Origin of the sequence: Paracoccus homiensis, assembly GCF_900111675.1 — a bacterium.
GTDB classification, from domain to species: domain Bacteria; phylum Pseudomonadota; class Alphaproteobacteria; order Rhodobacterales; family Rhodobacteraceae; genus Paracoccus; species Paracoccus homiensis.
Genome location: NZ_FOHO01000003.1, coordinates 49,502 through 68,571 on the forward strand (window position 1 = coordinate 49,502; position 19,070 = coordinate 68,571).

The 19,070-nt window shown below is 65.0% G+C and carries 15 protein-coding genes and 2 tRNA genes; 11 read left to right on the plus strand and 6 right to left on the minus strand.

Features of this window, described 5'->3' with window-relative positions:
- Positions 1-34: 34 nt before the first annotated feature.
- The 3 genes from BMX67_RS04875 to BMX67_RS04885 all read right to left on the minus strand — a co-directional run bounded on the left by BMX67_RS04875 (position 35) and on the right by BMX67_RS04885 (position 3,520).
- Positions 35-1,348: an HlyD family type I secretion periplasmic adaptor subunit gene (locus tag BMX67_RS04875; protein WP_090732977.1), complete on the minus strand. Its 1,314-nt coding sequence runs from the start codon at positions 1,346-1,348 to the stop codon at positions 35-37.
- Positions 1,345-3,054 (minus strand): type I secretion system permease/ATPase, encoded by a 1,710-nt coding sequence (locus BMX67_RS04880; protein ID WP_090732978.1) that lies wholly within the window; start codon positions 3,052-3,054, stop codon positions 1,345-1,347. Before BMX67_RS04880 ends, BMX67_RS04875 begins: the two co-directional genes overlap by 4 nt.
- Positions 3,055-3,151: 97 nt before the next feature.
- The gene (locus tag BMX67_RS04885; RefSeq protein WP_090732980.1) at positions 3,152-3,520 is read right to left on the minus strand and encodes a hypothetical protein; all 369 of its coding nucleotides are present in this window, start codon (positions 3,518-3,520) and stop codon (positions 3,152-3,154) included.
- Positions 3,521-3,659: 139 nt separating this feature from the next.
- Here BMX67_RS04885 and BMX67_RS04890 point away from each other — a divergent pair, with 139 nt between their 5' ends.
- The 11 genes from BMX67_RS04890 (at position 3,660) to BMX67_RS04940 (ending at position 17,678) form a co-directional block, all read left to right on the plus strand.
- Positions 3,660-5,843, plus strand: a complete 2,184-nt coding sequence (locus tag BMX67_RS04890; protein ID WP_175479819.1) for a polysaccharide pyruvyl transferase family protein — start codon at positions 3,660-3,662, stop codon at positions 5,841-5,843.
- A gap of 39 nt (positions 5,844-5,882) precedes the next feature.
- A complete protein-coding gene (murB, locus tag BMX67_RS04895; protein ID WP_090733496.1) occupies positions 5,883-6,845 on the plus strand; it encodes a UDP-N-acetylmuramate dehydrogenase in 963 nt (320 codons plus the stop codon).
- 173 nt (positions 6,846-7,018) lie between these two features.
- Entirely contained in the window at positions 7,019-7,909 is an 891-nt protein-coding gene (locus tag BMX67_RS04900; protein ID WP_245739259.1) for a D-alanine--D-alanine ligase, read from the plus strand.
- On the plus strand, positions 7,897-8,853 hold the full coding sequence (locus BMX67_RS04905; RefSeq protein ID WP_245739195.1) for a cell division protein FtsQ/DivIB: 957 nt from the start codon (positions 7,897-7,899) through the stop codon (positions 8,851-8,853). Before BMX67_RS04900 ends, BMX67_RS04905 begins: the two co-directional genes overlap by 13 nt.
- A gap of 3 nt (positions 8,854-8,856) precedes the next feature.
- Positions 8,857-10,191: a cell division protein FtsA gene (gene ftsA, locus BMX67_RS04910; RefSeq protein WP_090732984.1), complete on the plus strand. Its 1,335-nt coding sequence runs from the start codon at positions 8,857-8,859 to the stop codon at positions 10,189-10,191.
- A 223-nt stretch (positions 10,192-10,414) separates the two neighbouring features.
- Positions 10,415-12,019 (plus strand): cell division protein FtsZ, encoded by a 1,605-nt coding sequence (gene ftsZ / locus BMX67_RS04915; protein ID WP_090732986.1) that lies wholly within the window; start codon positions 10,415-10,417, stop codon positions 12,017-12,019.
- A gap of 227 nt (positions 12,020-12,246) precedes the next feature.
- Positions 12,247-13,179 carry a UDP-3-O-acyl-N-acetylglucosamine deacetylase gene (gene lpxC / locus BMX67_RS04920; RefSeq protein ID WP_090733499.1) on the plus strand — a complete coding sequence of 311 codons (933 nt, stop codon included), beginning with the start codon at positions 12,247-12,249 and terminating at the stop codon, positions 13,177-13,179.
- A 159-nt stretch (positions 13,180-13,338) separates the two neighbouring features.
- Entirely contained in the window at positions 13,339-14,187 is an 849-nt protein-coding gene (locus BMX67_RS04925) for an outer membrane protein assembly factor BamD (protein WP_090732987.1), read from the plus strand.
- 40 nt (positions 14,188-14,227) lie between these two features.
- Positions 14,228-15,874, plus strand: a complete 1,647-nt coding sequence (gene recN / locus BMX67_RS04930) for a DNA repair protein RecN (protein WP_090732988.1) — start codon at positions 14,228-14,230, stop codon at positions 15,872-15,874.
- A complete protein-coding gene (locus BMX67_RS04935) occupies positions 15,867-16,214 on the plus strand; it encodes a hypothetical protein (protein WP_139206450.1) in 348 nt (115 codons plus the stop codon). The genes recN and BMX67_RS04935 overlap by 8 nt, the downstream gene beginning before the upstream one ends.
- Positions 16,215-16,316: 102 nt before the next feature.
- Positions 16,317-17,678, plus strand: a complete 1,362-nt coding sequence (locus tag BMX67_RS04940) for a PepSY-associated TM helix domain-containing protein (protein WP_090732992.1) — start codon at positions 16,317-16,319, stop codon at positions 17,676-17,678.
- A gap of 117 nt (positions 17,679-17,795) precedes the next feature.
- On the opposite strand, the gene BMX67_RS04945 is transcribed toward BMX67_RS04940, so the two are convergent.
- From BMX67_RS04945 to BMX67_RS04955, 3 genes are all read right to left on the minus strand, one after another.
- Positions 17,796-17,870: transfer RNA gene (locus BMX67_RS04945), tRNA-Glu, on the minus strand.
- A 34-nt stretch (positions 17,871-17,904) separates the two neighbouring features.
- A tRNA-Glu gene (locus tag BMX67_RS04950) sits at positions 17,905-17,979 on the minus strand.
- A 125-nt stretch (positions 17,980-18,104) separates the two neighbouring features.
- Entirely contained in the window at positions 18,105-19,055 is a 951-nt protein-coding gene (locus BMX67_RS04955) for an AEC family transporter (protein ID WP_175479820.1), read from the minus strand.
- Between the last annotated feature and the right edge of the window lie 15 nt (positions 19,056-19,070).

Below are 19,070 nucleotides of genomic sequence, written 5' to 3' on the forward strand. Positions count from 1 at the left end.
CCCCGCGCATCGCGCCCGCGGGGCAGGCCACCGGCTATTCTTCGCGGAAAGCGTAATAGATCTCGTCCATCAGGGGGCCAAGAAGATAGCCCATGACCGTGCGTGACTGGCGGTTGATGATCACATCCGCAGGCATTCCCGGACGCAGGATCGCGTCATGGCGGGCCATATCATCGGGCAGGGGGGCGATGCGCAGCGCGTAATAGGCCCGCCCGGTCACGCTGTCGGTCAGACGGTCGGCCGAGATCCCCGTGACCCGTCCCGCGATCTGCGGACGGGTGGCGCGGGGCAGGCCGGTCAGCTTGATCTCGGTCGTGTCGCCGATCGCGATCCCGTCGATATCGGCCACGGACAGTTTTGCCTCGACGATGATCGGCGCGCCGTCGGGGACAATATCCATCAGCTTTTCGCCCGGCTGGACGACGCCCCCTTCGGTAAAGACCGACAGACCGACGACCTGCCCGCTGACGGGGGCGCGGATATCGGTCTGTTCGCTGACCCGCCGCGCAGCGGCAAGGCGCGGGCGGGCCTCGGACAGCGCGTCATCGGTACTGCGCAATTCATCGGTGATGCGGCTGGTCCGCGCGGCCTCTAGGCGGGCAGCCTCAAGCTTGACCTCCAGCACCTGCTGATTGGCGCTGGCGATCTGGGCGCGCAGCCCGCCCTGATCGCCGATGGTGCCGGCCAGCAGACGCTCGACCTCCATCACGCGGCTCCGCGACCCCAGTTTCGAGGCCAGCAGATCCTGTGCCGTCTGCAATTCGTCCTCCAGGATCGTCCGCTGGCGGGTCATGCTGTCCAGACGCGCCTGAAGTCCCGCGATTTCCTGTTGTAACTGTTCTGCGCGGCTGTCCAGCACCTGCGATTCCAGCCGGTGGGTCGCCAGCTGGGCGGCGGCCAATGCGCGTTCGTTCCGCAGCGCCTGAGACGCGGCGGCGTCCTGATCATCGCCAAGGCGTTGCAGGCAGGCGACGGGATCGTCGCTGTCGCGTTCGCATTCCAGCCTGTGCTTGCGGGTCTGCATCGCCGTCAGCCTTGCGGCGGCGATATCGCGATTGGCGCGGGCCTGTATGGGGTCCAGTTCGATCAGCAGGTCATTGCGGGTCACATGATCGCCCTCAGCCACAAGCAGGCGCTGCACGACACCTCCATGAGGATGCTGGACGCTTTGCCGCTGACCGATGACCTGCAACCTGCCACTGGCAATCGCGCTGCTGGCGATGGTGGTCAGGCTTGCCCAAATAAGAAACACCAGAAGCAGCAACACCGTCACGATCAACCCGGCAAGCGCGGGTCTGCCCGGATGATACAGGCGGTCCAACTGCCGAGAGGTCGCGGTTCTAGTCATTCGGCGGCCCTGGTTGCGGGCATGTCGCGGTGGATCGGTTGCAGGCGAGCGTCCTGCAATTGCAGGACCCGATCGGCCAGTTGCAGGATCGGTGAAAGATGGGTGACGATGATGATCGCGGCGCCGCGATCCCTCATGATGCCGACGGCGTTTTGCAGGGCGGTCTGACCCGCCTGATCCAGATGTGCGTTGGGTTCGTCCAGAATGATCAGACGCGGATCGCCGAACAGGGCGCGGGCAAGGCCCAGTCGCTGTCGCTGACCGCCCGACAGGCCGGTGCCGCCCGGACCCAGCAGGGTGTCATATTGCCGGGGAAGGCCGGTGATCATGTCGTGAATCCCGGCAAGGCGGGCCGCGGCGACCACCTGTTCGGTCGTGGCCTTCTGAAAACGGCTGATATTGTCGCGCACGGTGCCTGCGATCAGCCCGACATCCTGCGGCAGATAGCCGATCCTTCCACCCAGCAGGGCGGGGTCCCAGTGGTCATAGCGGATGCCGCCCAGCCACAACTGTCCGGTGTCAGGCTGCAACGCGCCGACCAGAAGTTTCGCAAGCGAGGTCTTGCCCGCGCCGCTGTCCCCGACGATGGCAAGCACCTGACCGCCGCTCAGCGTCAGCGAGGCATCGTCCAGGATCGCATGTTGCGCGCCGTCCTGACGGAAGCCCACATGCGCAAGCCGCAATTCGGTCTGGTCACTGTGCAGCGTGGTGCCGGCGGGCCGCGCCGGGGTTTCGGCCAGCAGGGCATTGACCTTGCGATAGGCGATGCGTGCGGCGATGGCGTGGCGCCACGCGCCGACAGCCTGTTCTATGGGCAGCAGGGCGCGGCTCATGATGATGCTGGCGGCAAAGATCGTGGCGGGCTGGATGGCGTCGTCGATGACCAGCCACGCCCCCGTGCCCAGCAGCAGCGATTGCAGCAGCAGCCGCAGGAACCGGGTCAGCGCCACGGCCGAGGCGTTCCGTTCGCTTGCGCGGGACTGCTGGGCCATCATCGCGCCGCGTGTCGCCTGCCAGTGCTGGCCGACGGCGGCGCCCATCGACATGGCCTGCACCGCATCGGCATGCTGAAGCAGGTTGTCGGCAAAGGTGTAGGCCCGGCGGGACGATCCCTGCGCCCGCTCCAACGCGGGCCGCGTCAGGTATTCGTTCAGCACGGCCAGCCCAAGCACCGCCGCCGCGCCAAGCGTCGCGACCACGCCCAGCACCGGATGGATCAGGAACAGCAGGCCCAGATAGATCGGTGTCCAGGGCAGGTCGAACAGGAAATTGATGCCCGGCCCCGTCAGGAAGGCCCGCAGTTCATCCAGTTCCCGCAGCGTCTGCGCCGACAGGTTCTGCCCCGCGCGCGCGGATCTGCGCAGCAGGGCCTGCAGCACCGCCTGCGCCAGACGCATGTCCATGATGACGGAACATCTGACAAGGATATGGCCGCGAAATGCCTCAAGACTGGCCATGACGGCAAGCGCAAGGGTCAGGATCACGGTCAGCGCCAGCAATGTCGGGATGCTTTCGCTGACCAGAACGCGGTTATAGATCTGCAGCAGGTAAAGCGGCGACGACAGGTAAAGCATGTTCGTCAGGAACGAAAAGAAGCCCGCGATGGCGAAATAGGGGCGCAGCGGGCGCAAGGATATCCCGATTGCGCTGGCGCCGGCGGCGACCTCGCGTGTTTCGCCTGACGGATCGGGGCGTTCGGGTGTCATGCGTGTAGGGTCTTGGGGGTGTCAGGTTTTCGAAGCGGCAAGGCCTCGTTGGAAAAAGGGCCCGGTGACCGGACCCTTGGTGTCATGCCTGCGGCGATCAGCCCAGCAGGCCGCCCGCATCGCCCAGGCCACCGCCCAGTCCGTCAACCGTTCCCAGCAGACCATCTGCCAGACCCAGCGTGCCGCCCAGCAGACCTTCGACGCCCAGGCCGCCGCCATTGCCGAGGTTGTCGACAACGCCACCGCCACCGATGACATTGGCATAACCGTCAAGAACTGCACCCGACACGTCGCCTTCGGAGACATTGTCCACCAGATCGCCCAGCAGGCCGTTGTCAGCCAGCAGATTGCCGGTCAGCGTGGTCCCGTTCATCGAGCCCGGCGCGACGGTTTCAACCGTGTCCTGAACCAGATCGGCCACTGACCCAAGCAGGCCACCGACGGGCGAAAGTAGAAATCCCAGCATATTGCACACTCCTGTTCTAGCTTGCGTTCATGCTATCGCTAAGGTTGATTAGCATGTGCAAAAAAGCATCTTACGTATGTACTAGTCAACCGATATGCATAAAATGCAAACTAAACCTTACAGATCGAAAGCTAACCCCATGATCTCGATCGGCTATCCCGTGCGCTGTATCTCTGTGGTGAATTTCACCGGATTTCGGGCGAATTGGGGCTGTCAGGCGACAAGCTGGGGGCTGGTCGATCTGCTGAACGGCGCAATGCCGGTGCCGGACCTGCCGCATCTGCGGCCGGTGCCCCTGCTGGGCCGCAATCCCGCCGACCTTGCGATGGAGCAGCAGCGCGATCAGATCCATCAGGCGATCGAGGATGTCGCCAATGCCCGCCCCGGTGCCGATGCCGGGCTGCGCTTTCTGGAAACGCTGTGCACCCAGCGATATGGCCGCTATGCCCAGCAGGTGCGTCACAGCGATCTGGTCGTGTTGCAGGCCGAAGGGACGATGGCCGGAACCGATATCGTTCGGGGCGCAAGGCTGTTGCTGCTGCCCTTCGTGGCCCGGCACGCCTGGAAGAAGCCGGTCATCGCGATGAACCAGACCATCTATTCCTGCGACGATGATTTCACCCGCGTTCTGGCGGCGGCCTATAACAGCTTTGACATGGTTGCGGTGCGCGAAAACATCTCGTTCGACGCGGCGCGGCGGGCCGGGATCCGTGATGTGCTGCATATCCCCGATGCGGCGTTTCTGGTGCGCCCGCGACCGGGCGGGCAGGGGCTTGCGACGCCGGGGCATTTCGCTGTCAGCGGGACCGCCTATGAAGGTGCCGAGACTTATTCCCGCCTGATCGCGATCGCCGATCACCTGCGCCGCGAAACCGGCCTGCGTCCCCTGGTTCTGGTATCGGCCAGCGAAGATCGGGCGCTGGTCGATCAGGCGCGGCAGCTGTGGGGCGACGGCGGTTTCGACACGCTGCCGACCGAGGCGCCCCATAGCGTGGTCGCTTCGGTGTTGCAGCGCTGTCGTTTTCTGCTGGGCGGGCGCTATCACATGGCGATCATGGCCGCGGCGATGGCGACGCCGGTGATCCAGTTGCCGGGCAACACCTACAAGAACGAAGGGCTGTCGGCGATGCTGGATGGGCTGATGCCCGTGCGTCAGCCAGAAGATCTCGCCGCGATCACCGCCGATGCGGCGGCGATCATGGAGGCGCCGGATCGGGCGCGGGACGGCCTTCGCGCGGCGGTCGCCCCCTTGCACGACCGGTTGCAGGTCGCCGCGCAATATCTGGCGCAGCTGCAGCAGGGGGAAACGGTTGCAGCGCCCGATCTTTTGCGCCACGCACCGGGGCAGGCAATCAGCGCGTCGGATCATCTGCCGGTTTATCGCGCGAACTCGATCCGGCGGGCCGAGGGGTTCAGCTATCACGGCGCGGCTGGTGTCGGGGGCGCGCCCGCGCCGCGCGATCTGTTCGAGGCCCGGCTGGACGATCTGCAGGCAGGCGATCAGGGCGCGCGCAGCAGCCTGATCCAGATGATGAAAAGCTTTCCCGGCGCGCCGGAACGGGCTCGCCCGACCCTGCGCGAGGCGATCTATCGCCTGCCGCTGGACCTGTTTCGCGATGCCCGCGTGCCGCGCCCGCCATCCGAGGATGCGCAGATGCGGACGCTGGAAGACATCCTGCGCGTCTGCGGACCCGATCTTCAGGTGATGTGCGACCGCATCGTGCCGGGCCAGCCTGCGCCTCACCGTCCGCGTGCTGCCGATCTGGCCGTTCATCTTGCGACCCTTCGCGAGGAATTCGGCGGCAGCCCCGAACTGCTGTTCTATCACGCGGCGCTGATTACCCTGATCCGCCGCGGCCAGGATGACGCCGCCATTGCGAAGTTCAGGGCGCTTTGGGCCGAGATGCCGGATTTTCTGTGCGCGCGGCTGAATGCGCGCTGGCTTGTGTCGGCCTGCGATACCTTTGCCGACATCTCGCGCGGCAGCAGCGAAGGGACCACCGCGCTGCTGGGGTCGGTGCTGATCAACACGGTCAAGCTGTACGAGACCGAGCGCGAGGCGTTGGGGATTTCCGATGAATCCGCAAATTATCGCAGCATGGCCGGACCGCCGCCGCTGCATGACGGGCTGACGGCCTATGGGGTCGGGGGTGGCGAGATGGTCGGCAATCTGCTGGACCGGATCCGGGTCGCGGCCCTGTCCGGGGGGGCGCCAGGTCGGATCGTGGGCGAACTGCTGACCCGCACGATGCAGGCGCATACGGCCTATGCGCGGCTTGCGCCCGAAGGGGTGCGCGCGGCCTGCGCCGTTCCGCCGCGCTGAATGTTGACGGCCCGCGCGGGGCTGGCTACCAGCTTGGCCATGACATTCAAGCTTCCCACCCCCCGCGGCACCCTGACCCCCGATCGACCCCTGGACAGCCTGACATGGCTGCGCGTGGGCGGGCCGGCCGACTGGCTGTTTCAGCCTGCCGACGATCAGGATCTGGCGACCTTTCTGGCCGCATTGGACCCGCAGGTGCCGGTCTTTCCGATGGGGGTCGGCAGCAACCTGATCGTGCGCGATGGCGGCATCCGTGGCCTTGTCATCCGTCTGGGACGCAGCTTCAACGGCATCACGATCGAGGATGACCGGGTGACGGCGGGCGCGGCCGCGCTGGATGCGCATGTCGCGCGGCGGGCGGCGGATGCGGGGCTGGACCTGACTTTCCTGCGCACCATTCCAGGCAGTATCGGTGGCGCGGTGCGGATGAACGCGGGCTGCTATGGATCCTATATCGCCGATCACCTGATCGAGGCGCGGGCCGTGACCCGCGACGGTCGACAGATCACCCTGACCCCCGCGGATCTGAATTTCACCTATCGTCACGCCGATATTCCCGACGGCGCGGTTATCACCGAGGCGGTGTTTCAGGCCGGCAAGGGCGACCCCGACGCGCTGCATCAGAAGATGGCCGACCAATTGGCCAAGCGTGACGCGACCCAGCCGACCCGCGACCGCAGCGCCGGTTCGACCTTTCGCAATCCCGCCGGGTTCAGTTCGACCGGCCGGGACGATGACAGTCACGATCTGAAGGCATGGTCGCTGATCGACCGGGCCGGCCTGCGCGGGCACAGCTGGGGTGGGGCGCAGATGTCGGAAAAACACCCGAATTTCCTGTTGAACACCGGTGCCGCCACCGCGGCCGAGCTTGAGGCGCTGGGTGAATTGGTCCGTCGGCGCGTGCTTGAGGAAAGCGGTCACGACCTGCAATGGGAGGTCATTCGCATCGGTGATCCGCTGCCTGACGGCGAAGATCCGCATGACGCTCAAGTTTTTGGTTAACAGAGCGAAAATCATCTTTTGTGAAATGGTCTTTGCGGCTATTCTTTTGAAATAGGGCGCAAAGACGGATCAACCGTCCGCGCAGAATTGATAGAAGTCCGGATAAACCGGACGCATGAGGCGATAAAGTGGCGGGCAAGTCGAGCAGGACAGCCCAGACCGTTGCTGTTCTGATGGGTGGCCCCTCGGCCGAGCGCGAGGTGTCGCTGTCGTCAGGGCGCGAATGCGCAAAGGCGCTGCGGTCGGCGGGCTATGACGTGGTCGAAATCGAACTGGGCGATCAGCGGGGCGAGGATATCGTCTCTCGCTTGCGTTCGGTGGCGCCCGATGTGGTGTTCAACGCATTGCATGGCCGCTGGGGCGAAGACGGTTGCGTGCAGGGCATCCTTGAATGGATGGGCCTGCCGTATACGCATTCCGGGGTGCTTGCCTCGGCCATGGCGATGGACAAGACAGTAGCGAAACAGGCTTTCCGCGAGGCCGGCTTGCCGGTCGTCGAAAGCCTGATCGCCGATGCCGACGAGGTGCGCCGCCGTCACGTGATGGCCGCGCCCTATGTCGTGAAGCCCAATGACGAAGGCTCATCCGTGGGCGTCTATATCGTCCATGACGGGGCCAACCAGCCGCCGCAATTGTCCGATGCCATGCCCCCTCGCGTCATGGTCGAAACCTATGCGCCGGGCCGCGAATTGACCACGGCCGTACTGGGCGATCGCCCGCTTGGCGTGACCGAGATCATCGTCGATGGCTGGTATGATTACGACGCGAAATACAAGGCGGGCGGGTCGCGCCACGTGATCCCCGCCGAAGTGCCGCAGGAAATTACCGAAGCCTGCCTGGCCTATGCCGTCCGCGCGCATCAGGCGCTTGGCTGTCGCGGGCTTAGCCGCACCGATTTCCGCTGGGACGAAACGCGCGGTCTGGACGGGCTGATCCTGTTGGAGGTGAACACCCAGCCGGGCATGACGCCGACCTCGCTGGCCCCAGAACAGGCACAGCATGCGGGGCTGGATTTCCCGCAGCTGATGCGCTGGATGGTGGAGGACGCGCTGTGTCGGTCGTGATCGATCATCGCCCCGGACGACAGCAACAGCAACGGCAATCCGCCGAGGCGCCGAAGGTCAGGCGCGACCCCGCGCCCTCGCGTCTGAAATACCGGTTGGAACGGATGTGGCTGCGGCCGCTGTATCGCCGCGTCGTCCGCATCGGCCTGCCGGCATTTCTGCTGGCCATGACCGCGGGCATCTGGCTGTCGGACGAAACCCGCCGCGCGGGGCTGAATGACGGCATCGCGGCCATCGTGGACAAGGTCCAGAACCGCGAGGAATTTCAGGTCCGCATGATGACCATCGAAGGCGCATCGCCCGCCGTCGACAAGGCGTTGCGGGGCATGCTGCCGGTGGATCTGCCAGCCTCCAGTTTCGAAATCGACCTGACGGCGCTGCGGTTGCAGGTGATGCAGCTGGACGCCGTCGAATCGATCGATCTGCGCATCAAGCCGGGCGGCATCCTGTCCGCGGTGGTGCAGGAACGCGTTCCCGCGCTGTTGTGGCGCAACGCGCGTGGCATCGACATGCTGGACAAGGATGGCCACCGGGTCGCCAGCGTGACCTCGCGCGCGACGCGCAAGGAACTGCCGCTGATCGCGGGCGAGGGGGCCGATCTGCACACCGACGAGGCGCTGGCGCTGATCGATGCCGCCGGCCCGATCCTGCCGCGTTTTCGCGGGCTGGTCCGTCGCGGCGAACGGCGCTGGGACATGATCCTGGATCACGGTCAGCGGATCATGCTGCCCGAGGAAGGGGCCGTGATCGCGCTGGAGGCGGTGATCGCACGCAACCGTGCCGATGACATGCTGGGCCGCGATATCAGCGTGATCGACCTGCGCGATCCGGCGCGTCCGGTGCTGCGGCTGGGCGTCGATGCCCGCAACACCATCCGCGCGGCTCAGGGGCTGCCCGCGCTGGGGCCGGACGGACAGATCTTGGATGAACAGAAGGGGGGCTAGGTGATGGTGGAACTGTATCAGACTCAGCGGGCGATGCGGAACATTCGTCGTGCGGCCCTGCAACGGGGCGTGATCGGCGTGCTGGATATCGGCACCTCGAAGATCGCCTGTATCGTGCTGAAATTCGACGGCACCGGCACCGACCGCGAAACAGACGGCATCGGGCCGATGGCCGGGCAGGCGAATTTCCGCGTGATCGGTGCGGCCACGACCCGGTCGCGCGGCGTCCGCCGCGGCGAGATCGAGACCATGGCCGAAACCGAACGCGCGATCCGCACCGTGGTCGCCGCCGCGCAGAAGCTGGCCGGGGTGCGTGTCGATCACGTCATTGCCTGCCTGTCGGGGGGGCACCCTGCCTCTTACGGTCTGAATGGCGAGGTGCCGCTGCATACCGGCACAGTGACCGAACATGATGTGGCCTCGGTCCTTGCGGCCTGCGACACGCCCGATTTCGGACGCGGGCGCGAAGTTCTGCATGCGCAGCCGGTGAATTTCGCCGTCGACAACCGGTCGGGCCTTGCCGATCCGCGCGATCATGCCGGCAATCGTCTGGCCTGTGACATGCATGTGCTGACCATCGACGGTGACATGATCGGCAACCTGATCCAGTGCATCCGGCGCTGTGATCTGGAACTGGCGGGGATCGCCTCGGCCTCTTATGCGTCGGCCCGCGCCAGCCTGATCGAGGATGAGCAGGAATTGGGCGCCGCCTGTATCGATTTTGGCGGCGGCGGTACCGGAGTTTCTGTTTTCATCAAGAAACACATGATCTTCGCCGATAATGTTAAAATCGGCGGAAATCTTATTACTCAGGATATTGCACAGGGCTTGCGTGTACCCCTGCCGGTTGCAGAGCGTCTGAAAACCCTGAATGGCGGGGTCGAGGCGACCGGGCGCGATGATCGGGACATGATCGATGTGGGTGGCGACACCGGCGACTGGGAGGCCGATCGCCGCAAGGTCAGCCGCGCCGATGTCATCGGCGTCATGCGCCCGCGCGTCGAAGAGATCCTGGAGCAGGTCCGCGAGGTTCTGGATGCGGCGGGCTTCGATTATATGCCCAGCCAGCAGATCGTCCTGACCGGGGGCGGCAGTCAGATCCCCGGACTTGATGGTCTGGCGGCGCGGATTCTGGGGCCGAACATCCGCTGTGGCCGTCCGCTGCGGATCGACGGTCTCGCCCATCAGTTGACGGATCCAAGCTTTTCCAGCGCCGTCGGGCTGGCCCTGTTCGCGGCCCATCCGCAGGACGAATGGTGGGATTTCGAGATGCCTGCCGACAGCTATCCCGCGCGCAGTTTCAAGCGCGCCTATCGGTGGTTCAAGAACAACTGGTAGTTGAACCTGCTCCTGATTCGGTGGTGGCCCTGTCACGGCCACCATATTCAGGTGCCTTGGCAAGATACCGCCTATTCACCGCGTCGTGACCGCCAGATTTTGTGTTTGCTGGGGTTTTTTCTGATGACGCCGATAGGCTGAATCGCTACGATTGTTTCTAATACGGGGGATTCGAACGGGCGTCCTGCGTCCCAATCGAACAGCGAATAAACAGGCGGAAACCATGAACCTCAATCTGATGATGAACGACGAAGAAGAGCTGAAGCCGCGCATCACCGTGTTCGGTGTCGGCGGGGCGGGCGGCAACGCGGTCAACAACATGATCGAGAAGCAACTCGACGGGGTCGAGTTCGTGGTCGCCAATACCGACGCGCAGGCCCTTGCCGGGTCGCGCGCCATGAGCCGCGTCCAGATGGGCCCGAAAGTGACCGAAGGTCTTGGCGCGGGCGCCAAGCCTGTCATCGGCGCCAAGGCCGCCGAGGAAACGATCGAGGATATCGTCGATCACCTGATGGGTGCGCATATGTGCTTCATCACCGCGGGCATGGGCGGCGGCACCGGCACCGGCGCCGCCCCGATCATCGCGCAGGCCGCGCGCGAGATGGGCATTCTGACCGTCGGCGTCGTGACCAAGCCCTTCCAGTTCGAAGGCACCAAGCGGATGCGCCAGGCCGAAGAGGGTGTCGAAGCCCTGCAGAAGGTCGTGGACACGCTGATCATCATTCCCAACCAGAACCTGTTCCGGCTGGCGAATGAAAAGACCACCTTCACCGAAGCGTTCGCCATGGCCGATGACGTGCTGTATCAGGGCGTGAAGGGCGTGACCGACCTGATGGTCCGTCCGGGTCTGATCAACCTCGACTTCGCCGATGTCCGCGCCGTGATGGACGAGATGGGCAAGGCGATGATGGGCACCGGCGAGGCCGCGGGCGAAAACCGCGCCCAGGAAGCCGCCGAACGTGCGATCGCCAACCCGCTGCTGGACGAAGTCAGCCTGCATGGCGCCAAGGGTGTGCTGATCAACATCACAGGCGGCTATGACATGACCCTGTTCGAGCTGGACGAGGCCGCCAATGTCATCCGCGACAAGGTGGACAGCGACGCGAATATCATCGTCGGCTCGACCCTGGATCCGGATATGGACGGCTCGATCCGCGTGTCGGTCGTGGCGACCGGCATCGACGCCGCCGCCGCCGCCGCCGCCGAGGCACCCGCTGCCCGCCGCAGCATCGCCGAGCCGCTGACCCAGAACCCGCCGGTCGCCCGCAAGGAAGAGCCTGCCGCACAGGATGACGAGATGCAGGTCCCGCCGCGTCGCGTGGCCCCGCTGACCGAAGCCCGCAGTGCCGCGCCCAAGGCCCCGGCTGCGCGGATCGAAGACGACATGCCGCCCTCGGCCTACCAGCCCAAGGAACCGGCCCGCCCGACCGCCGTTCGCATCGATGACGACGCCTCGGATTTCGTCGCGCCCAAGGCTCCGGCAGGTCGTGGCCAGCCCGCGCCCGAGGTGATGGATCGCCTGCGCCGCGCCGTGGAACATAGCGGCGAACGTCAGGCCGCGCGCCAGCCACAGCCCGCCCAGCCGTCCGAGCCCGCACGCAGCCAAAGCCGCATGAGCGGTCTGGGCCGCATGTTGGAACGCATGGCCGGTCACAACGAGCAGGCGGCCGGTGGCAAGCCCGCAGCCTCTTCGATCGCGGAACGTGTCAGCGACCGTGTCGCCGCCCGTGCCCGTCAGCAGGACACTGATTTCGACGATCTGGCCAGCCCGGACAATGGCGACAAGGATGTCGAGATCCCGGCTTTCCTGCGTCGTCAGGCAAACTGAGCCTTCACGAAAAAGTCACAACCAGTACGCGAAGGGGCCGCAATGCGCGGCCCTTTTCTTTTTAAATGCAGATACTTGTGCCAAGACGCCTGCGGAATGTGTCAGCGGACGCAGCGAATGTTTCACCCCGTTACAATTCGTTAATTGAATGCTGGGCGGGGTGGGCCTAGCTGATCTTGCACCGGGGCGACGTGACCCTGGACGTTATGAAAGAAGGCAGGCAGATCATGCAGGCGACAGTGAAGAAGAAGGTTGGTTTCCAGGGCGTGGGCCTGCACTCGGGTGCGGCCGCTTCGCTTGAGATCAACCCGGCTCCGGCAGGTCATGGCATCGTGTTCCGCCGCACGGACCTGACGCCTGCTGTCGAGATCGCCGCGCGGTGGGACAATGTGACCCCGTCCAAACTTTGCACGCTACTGGATGACGGGCAGGGAACGACCCTGTCGACGGTCGAACATATCATGGCGGCGCTGGCCGGCACCGGTATCCACAATGCGCTGATCAAGGTCGACGGCCCCGAAGTTCCGATTCTGGACGGCTCTTCGGCACAATTCGTGCGGGGCATCCTGTCTGCGGGGATCGCATTGCAGGCGGTGTCGCTGAAGGCGATCCGCGTGCTGAAACCGGTCGAGGTCCGCGAAGGGGACGCCTTTGCCCGCCTGACCCCGGCCGATCATCTGGAGATCGATTTCCAGATCGACTTTGTCGATGAAGCCATCGGTCATCAGGAAAAGCGGCTGGACATGGCCAATGGTGCCTTCCTGCGCGAATTGGCCGACAGCCGGACGTTCTGCCGTCAGGCCGATGTCGATGCGATGCGCAAGAACGGGCTGGCGCTTGGCGGCACCTATCTGAACGCCGTCGTCGTGGATGGCGCGCGGGTGCTGTCGCCGGGTGGTCTGCGTCATCAGGACGAGGCCGTGCGCCACAAGATGCTGGACGCGATGGGCGATCTGGCGCTGGCCGGGGCGCCGATTCTGGGGCGCTATACCGGGCATCGTGCCGGTCACGCCATGACCAACCGTCTGCTGCGCGCGTTGTTTGCCGACCCGACGGCCTGGACGTGGGAAACCTGCACGCCGGATCTGGAAAACCGGCTGCCGGGCGCAGGCGTCGCCGCCTATGGCGATCTGGCCGGAATCGAGGCGGTCGCGCTGTAAGCGCGGCCGACTTTGCCGCCTTGCCGACACGAACCTGTAAATGGTAAGCGGATTTCAACGGATTGCCATTTTGCGCCCCCTGATGTTCTGTGCTACGAGAACGCGGCGATGCGGCCCGAAGGGGCCGGGCGCACCGAAGAATCGTAGGGCAGGGTAAAGATGACGCGCTCGAAAATCTCGGCTACCTTCATGGCGGCTGTGCTTGCTGGTTTTACCTTGTCTGCCTGCGGCGGCGGTCCCTCGGACGCCGAAAAGCGCAATCTGGAGCGTTTCACCGCAGAAGAGATCTACAAGCGCGGCGAGTTCGAGCTTGAGAACAGCAAGAAACCCGAGGACGCGGTTTTCTATTTCGGCGAGGTCGAGCGGCTTTACCCCTATTCCGAATGGGCCAAGCGCGCGTTGATCATGCAGGCCTATGGCTATCACCGTGCGCAGGAATACGAAGAGGCGCGCGGCGCCGCGCAGCGGTTCCTGGACACCTATCCCGGCGATGCCGATGCCGCCTATGCGCAATATCTTCTGGCGCTGTCCTATTACGACCAGATCGACGAAGTGGGCCGCGATCAGGGCCTGACCTTCCAGGCACTGCAATCGCTGCGCGAAGTGATCGAGCGCTATCCCGACAGCGAATACGCCCGCAGCGCGATCCTGAAATTCGATCTGGCCTTCGATCACCTTGCCGGCAAGGAAATGGAGATCGGGCGGTATTACCTGAAATCGGGTCACTACGCGGCTTCGATCAACCGGTTCCGGGTCGTGGTCGAGGATTACCAGACCACCTCGCAAACCCCCGAGGCGCTGCTGCGTCTGGTCGAGGCCTATCTGGCGCTTGGCCTGACCGATGAGGCGCAGACGGCGGGCGCCATCCTTGGCTACAACTTCCAGTCCTCGCCCTTCTATGATGATGCCTATCGGCAGCTTCGCGGCCGTGGCCTGTCGGCCGAGGCCAAGGGCGACAATTGGTTGAACAACGTCTATCGCCAGATGGTGCAGGGAAAATGGCTGTGATCCCCAGCCTTCGGGGTTAGGGCAGGGCGGTCGATACATCATGCTTCGATCGCTGGATATCCGCGACATGCTTCTGATCGACCGGCTCGAACTGGAATTCGCGCCGGGACTGAACGTGCTGACCGGCGAAACGGGGGCGGGCAAATCCATTCTTCTTGACTGCCTTGGCTTTGTTCTGGGCTGGCGTGGTCGCGCGGATCTGGTCCGTCAGGGCGCCGATCAGGGCGAGGTGACGGCGGTGTTCGATCTGCCCGCTGCCCACCCTGCACGGGCGATCCTGCAGGATGCCGGGATCGAGGTTGATGACGACGAACTGATCCTGCGGCGCATCAATGGCGGCGACGGGCGCAAGACCGGCTTTGTGAATGACCGTCGCGTGTCCGGCGAGGTGCTGCGCCATCTGTCGGCGGTTCTGGTCGAACTGCACGGGCAGCATGATGATCGCGGCCTGCTGAACCCGCGCGGGCATCGCCTGTTGCTGGATGATTTCGCCGGTCTGGACCTGTCGGGCATTCGGGCGGCATGGGTGGCCCGCCGCAAGGCCCGCGAGGATCTGACCGCAGCCGAGGCTCAGCTTGCCAAGGCCCGCGCGGAAGAGGATTTCCTGCGCCACGCGGTTGCCGAGCTGGACGATCTGGCCCCCGTCGCGGGCGAAGAGGCCGAACTGGATATCCGTCGTCGTGGAATGCAGGCGGCCGAACGGATCCGCGAGGATGTGGCCAAGGCCTTGCAGATGCTGGGCGGTGCCGGTGCCGAAGGGGCAATGCTGGATGCCAGTCGTTGGCTGGAAGGGGCTGCCGATCGCGCCGAGGGGCGGTTGGACGCGCCGATCGCCGCACTGTCGCGTGCGCTGATCGAACTGGGTGAGGCGACCAGCGGCGTCGAGGATGCCCTTTCCGCGATGTCCTTCGACCCCGCCGCGCTGGATGCGGCCGAGGAGCGGTTGTTCGCGTTGCGCGGGCTGGCGCGCAAACATGATGTTCTGCCCGATGATCTGGCCGGATTGGCCGATGAGTTGCGCGACCGCCTGCACCGGCTGGACGCTGGCGAGGAAACCCTGATCGCGCTGCAACGGCAGGCCGAACAGGCCGAGGCCGCCTATCATGACGCCGCCGAGGCCGTGTCGCAGCAACGTCGGCAGGCGGCGCAGCGGCTGGATCGCGCGGTCATGGATGAACTGGCCCCCCTGAAGATGGAGCGTGCGGTCTTTACCACCCGCGTGACCAGGGGCGATGCGGGGCCCGATGGCATCGACAGCGTGGCCTTTACCGTTGCGACGAATCCCGGTGCGCCTGCGGGGCCTTTGGACAAGATCGCCTCGGGCGGGGAATTGTCGCGCTTTCTTCTGGCGCTGAAGGTCTGTCTGGCGCGCGGGAATGATGCGCTGGTGATGATCTTCGACGAAATCGACCGGGGTGTGGGCGGGGCGACGGCCGATGCCGTCGGTCGTCGCCTGAAACGTCTGGCCCAGGATGCGCAGGTTCTGGTCGTCACCCATTCGCCGCAGGTCGCGGCGCTTGGGGCGCAGCATTTCCGCGTGGCCAAGCGGGTCGAGGACGGGATGACCAGCTCGACCGTGACGGCGCTGCCGGGCGATCAGCGCGTTGATGAAATCGCACGGATGCTGTCGGGGGACCGGATCACGGATGCGGCGACGCAGGCCGCGCGGGCGCTGCTGGATGGGTAACGCGCTGCGCAGCATTGCGGGGATCGCCCTTGCGCTTTGCGTGCTGTTGGGCGGGCTGGGTGCCGCCACGATGATTGCGCCTAGCCCCGACCGGCAACAGCTTCACAGCATCCAGATGGTCTTTGGCGACCAGCTGGGCGAATTGTGCGGCACGATGCCGGGCCATGACCACCACTGCCCCTTCTGCCATGCCTTGCCCGAAGCGCCCGTCGCGCAGCGGGCGCAAGTCGTGACGCAATTCCTGCCCGGCAATAGCTGGGCGATCCTGACCGATCTGACGCGCGACCGCGCCTGGGCCGATCACCTGCCCGGTGTCAGGGCACCACCCGTTCCCGCCTAAGCCAATTGTGATGTGAACGCGTCGCGGAGACGGTCGGCTGGCCGCCCCGGCGCATGGCTTTGCGCCCTGTCCGTCGTGACGGGGCTGGAACGGGACGACTTCATGCAAGAACAAACCAATCGCGCGGCCGCGTCCGCGCTGTATCGTGCCATCTGGCGATGGCATTTCATCGCGGGGCTGCTGGTGCTGCCCTTCATGCTGATCCTTGCGATCACTGGCGGCATCTATCTGTTCAAGGACGAGGCCAATGACGCGCTGCACCGTCAGCTGCGCTTTGTCCAGCCGGTGCAGGCCCCGATGCTGGCACCATCGCAGATCGTGTCGGCGGCCATCGACAGCCACCCCGGAACGCCCATGACCTATCTGCCGCCCGCCGCGCCCGACCGGTCCGCCGCGGTCAAGATCAAGGGGGCCGACGGGATCAAGGATACCATCCATGTGAACCCCTATGACGGGCAGGTGCTGGGCAGCATCTGGGATGCCGGTGCGGCGGGCAGCCCGACCATGTATGTGGTTCGCAAGCTGCATTCGCTGGAATATGTCGGCTGGCTGGGCAATCGCATGATCGAGGCCGCCGCCGGCTGGATGGTGTTGCTGGTCGCAAGCGGTATCTATCTGTGGTGGCCGCGTGGTCGCAGGCAGGGCACGTTCCGCATCAAGGCCGCCAGGGGCCGCCCGTGGTGGCGGGATCTGCACGCTGTGACGGGGATCTATACGGCGTTCTTCATCGTCTTTCTCGCGATGACGGGGCTGCCCTGGTCCTCGGTCTGGGGGGGCAAGTTCTATGACATCGCCTATTCGATGGGGCTGGGAATGCCGGATGGCTACTGGTCGAAATATCCAAGCTCGACCCAGCCGGTGGGCGAGGCGCTGGACCGCAGCCCGTGGATCATGGAACATCAACCCATGCCGCAATCGCTGACCGATGCCGGGGCGCCCGCAGCGCTGGACGCTGTCGTGACGACCGTCGAATCGCGCGGTATCGTGCCCGGCTATGCGCTGACAATTCCCGCAGCGCCCGAAGGTGTATTCACCGTCTCGGTCTATCCCGACGACATCAGCGACGAACGCGTCATCCATCTGGATCAATACAGCGGCGAGGTGCTGTATGATGCCGGATTGCAGGATCTTGGCACGCTGGGTCGGTGGGCCGAATGGGGCATCAGCGTGCATATGGGGCAGGAATGGGGGCTGGCGAACCAAATCGTCCTGGCGCTGGCCTGTCTTGCGATGGTGCTGCTGTCGGTGTCCGGCGCCGTGATGTGGTGGAAACGTCGTCCGCAGGGCGCAATCGGCGCGCCGCAGATGCCGCTGGACTGGCGCATTCCGCGTGGTCTGTTGCTGATCGCGGTGACGGCGGGCGTGTTCTTCCCGCTGGTCGGCTTGACCATGCTGGTCATCGTCGCGATCGAGGTGATTCTGTATCTGACCGCGCGCCGTCGCCTGACGCCCGGTCGCGCGTAGGGACCATCGCGGGGCATCCTGATCGGGGTGCCCCTTCCTTGCGCGGGACGGCCTTCGCGAAGGACATGAAAAAACCCGCAGCAATGCGGGCGACAGAAACATCATCGGGATGGAAAGTGGCAGCCCGTAGGGGAATCGAACCCCTCTTTCCAGGTTGAAAACCTGGCGTCCTAACCGATAGACGAACGGGCCACTTTGCGCCTTTGGCGCTGTCTGATCAGGGAAGTGGCAGCCCGTAGGGGAATCGAACCCCTCTTTCCAGGTTGAAAACCTGGCGTCCTAACCGATAGACGAACGGGCCACTCTCACTGATCCGCCAACCTTCCGGCGGCGTGGGGCGGTGTTTAGGCAAACCCCCGGAAAGTCGCAAGAGGAAAATATCGCGTCCCGGCAAATTTTTCGACCGCTTTGCCGGGGCATGGGGCGCTAGCCCACAAAAGCCGAAAGCAGCATCAGCCAGCAGGGGATGCTTGCCGCCGACAGGACCGTTTGCCAGGTGAACATATCGGCATAGAAATCCGCGTCTCCGCCCATCTGGCGGGCCAGGATATAGCCGACCGGCGCGCCCGGCGCCGCAGTCAGGACAAGACCCGATGCCAGCTGGATCCCGCTGACGCCCAATGGCAATGCCAGCGCCAGAAACAGGATCGGGCACAGGACCAGCCGCATCAGCACGCCGATCCACATGGCGGCATCGCTTTGCCACAGGCGGCGGATCTCGATCCCGGCGCCGACCGACAACAGGCCCACGGCCAGCGCCCCTTGCGCCAGCCAGTCCAGCGGCACCAGAACCCGGTCAGGCAGCGGCACATGACCCAGATTCAGTGCCAGTCCCAGCGCGCAGGCCAGCACCATCGGATTGCGACAGATCTCTCGGGTGATTCTGGTCATGCTTTGGGCGCGGGTCGGGCGCAGGATGTCCTGCCCGTCCTCGGGCGGGAAGATCGTCAGCGCCACGATGGCCGAGATATTGAACGCGGGCACCATGAAGGCCATGGCCACCGCCAGATCGCTAAGCGCACGCGGGCCCAGTGCCTGCGCCGCAAGCGCCAGCACCAGAAGCGAATTGAACCGCATGGATCCCTGAAACATCGAGGTCAGGCGCGGATTGGTCAGGCGCAGGGGCCGGCGCATCATGAAGGCGGCAAGCCCGGTTGCCGCAAAGGCCACCGACAGCGCAAGGATATAGCCGCCCAGCACCCCCAGCGACAGATCCGACCGATAGATCGAGGTCAGCAGGATCGCCGGAAACAGCAGGCGAAACCCCAGCTGCTCGACCCCACGCCAGTTCGCGGCGGCGATGATGTTCCAGCGCCGCGCGACATGACCCAGCGCCACCAGCGCGATGATCGGCAGGATTGAAAGGGCGGCTTGCATTCTGCTCTCCTTCGG

Excerpts from the sequence above, each read along its gene's own strand:
- BMX67_RS04875 (WP_090732977.1), bottom strand. The coding sequence starts at position 1,348 with ATGACTAGAACCGCGACCTCTCGGCAGTTGGACCGCCTGTATCATCCG.
- BMX67_RS04880 (WP_090732978.1), bottom strand. The coding sequence starts at position 3,054 with ATGACACCCGAACGCCCCGATCCGTCAGGCGAAACACGCGAGGTCGCC.
- BMX67_RS04885 (WP_090732980.1), bottom strand. The coding sequence starts at position 3,520 with ATGCTGGGATTTCTACTTTCGCCCGTCGGTGGCCTGCTTGGGTCAGTG.
- BMX67_RS04890 (WP_175479819.1), top strand. The coding sequence starts at position 3,660 with ATGATCTCGATCGGCTATCCCGTGCGCTGTATCTCTGTGGTGAATTTC.
- murB (WP_090733496.1), top strand. The coding sequence starts at position 5,883 with ATGACATTCAAGCTTCCCACCCCCCGCGGCACCCTGACCCCCGATCGA.
- BMX67_RS04900 (WP_245739259.1), top strand. The coding sequence starts at position 7,019 with ATGGGTGGCCCCTCGGCCGAGCGCGAGGTGTCGCTGTCGTCAGGGCGC.
- ftsA (WP_090732984.1), top strand. The coding sequence starts at position 8,857 with ATGGTGGAACTGTATCAGACTCAGCGGGCGATGCGGAACATTCGTCGT.
- ftsZ (WP_090732986.1), top strand. The coding sequence starts at position 10,415 with ATGAACCTCAATCTGATGATGAACGACGAAGAAGAGCTGAAGCCGCGC.
- lpxC (WP_090733499.1), top strand. The coding sequence starts at position 12,247 with ATGCAGGCGACAGTGAAGAAGAAGGTTGGTTTCCAGGGCGTGGGCCTG.
- BMX67_RS04925 (WP_090732987.1), top strand. The coding sequence starts at position 13,339 with ATGACGCGCTCGAAAATCTCGGCTACCTTCATGGCGGCTGTGCTTGCT.
- recN (WP_090732988.1), top strand. The coding sequence starts at position 14,228 with ATGCTTCGATCGCTGGATATCCGCGACATGCTTCTGATCGACCGGCTC.
- BMX67_RS04935 (WP_139206450.1), top strand. The coding sequence starts at position 15,867 with ATGGGTAACGCGCTGCGCAGCATTGCGGGGATCGCCCTTGCGCTTTGC.
- BMX67_RS04940 (WP_090732992.1), top strand. The coding sequence starts at position 16,317 with ATGCAAGAACAAACCAATCGCGCGGCCGCGTCCGCGCTGTATCGTGCC.
- BMX67_RS04955 (WP_175479820.1), bottom strand. The coding sequence starts at position 19,055 with ATGCAAGCCGCCCTTTCAATCCTGCCGATCATCGCGCTGGTGGCGCTG.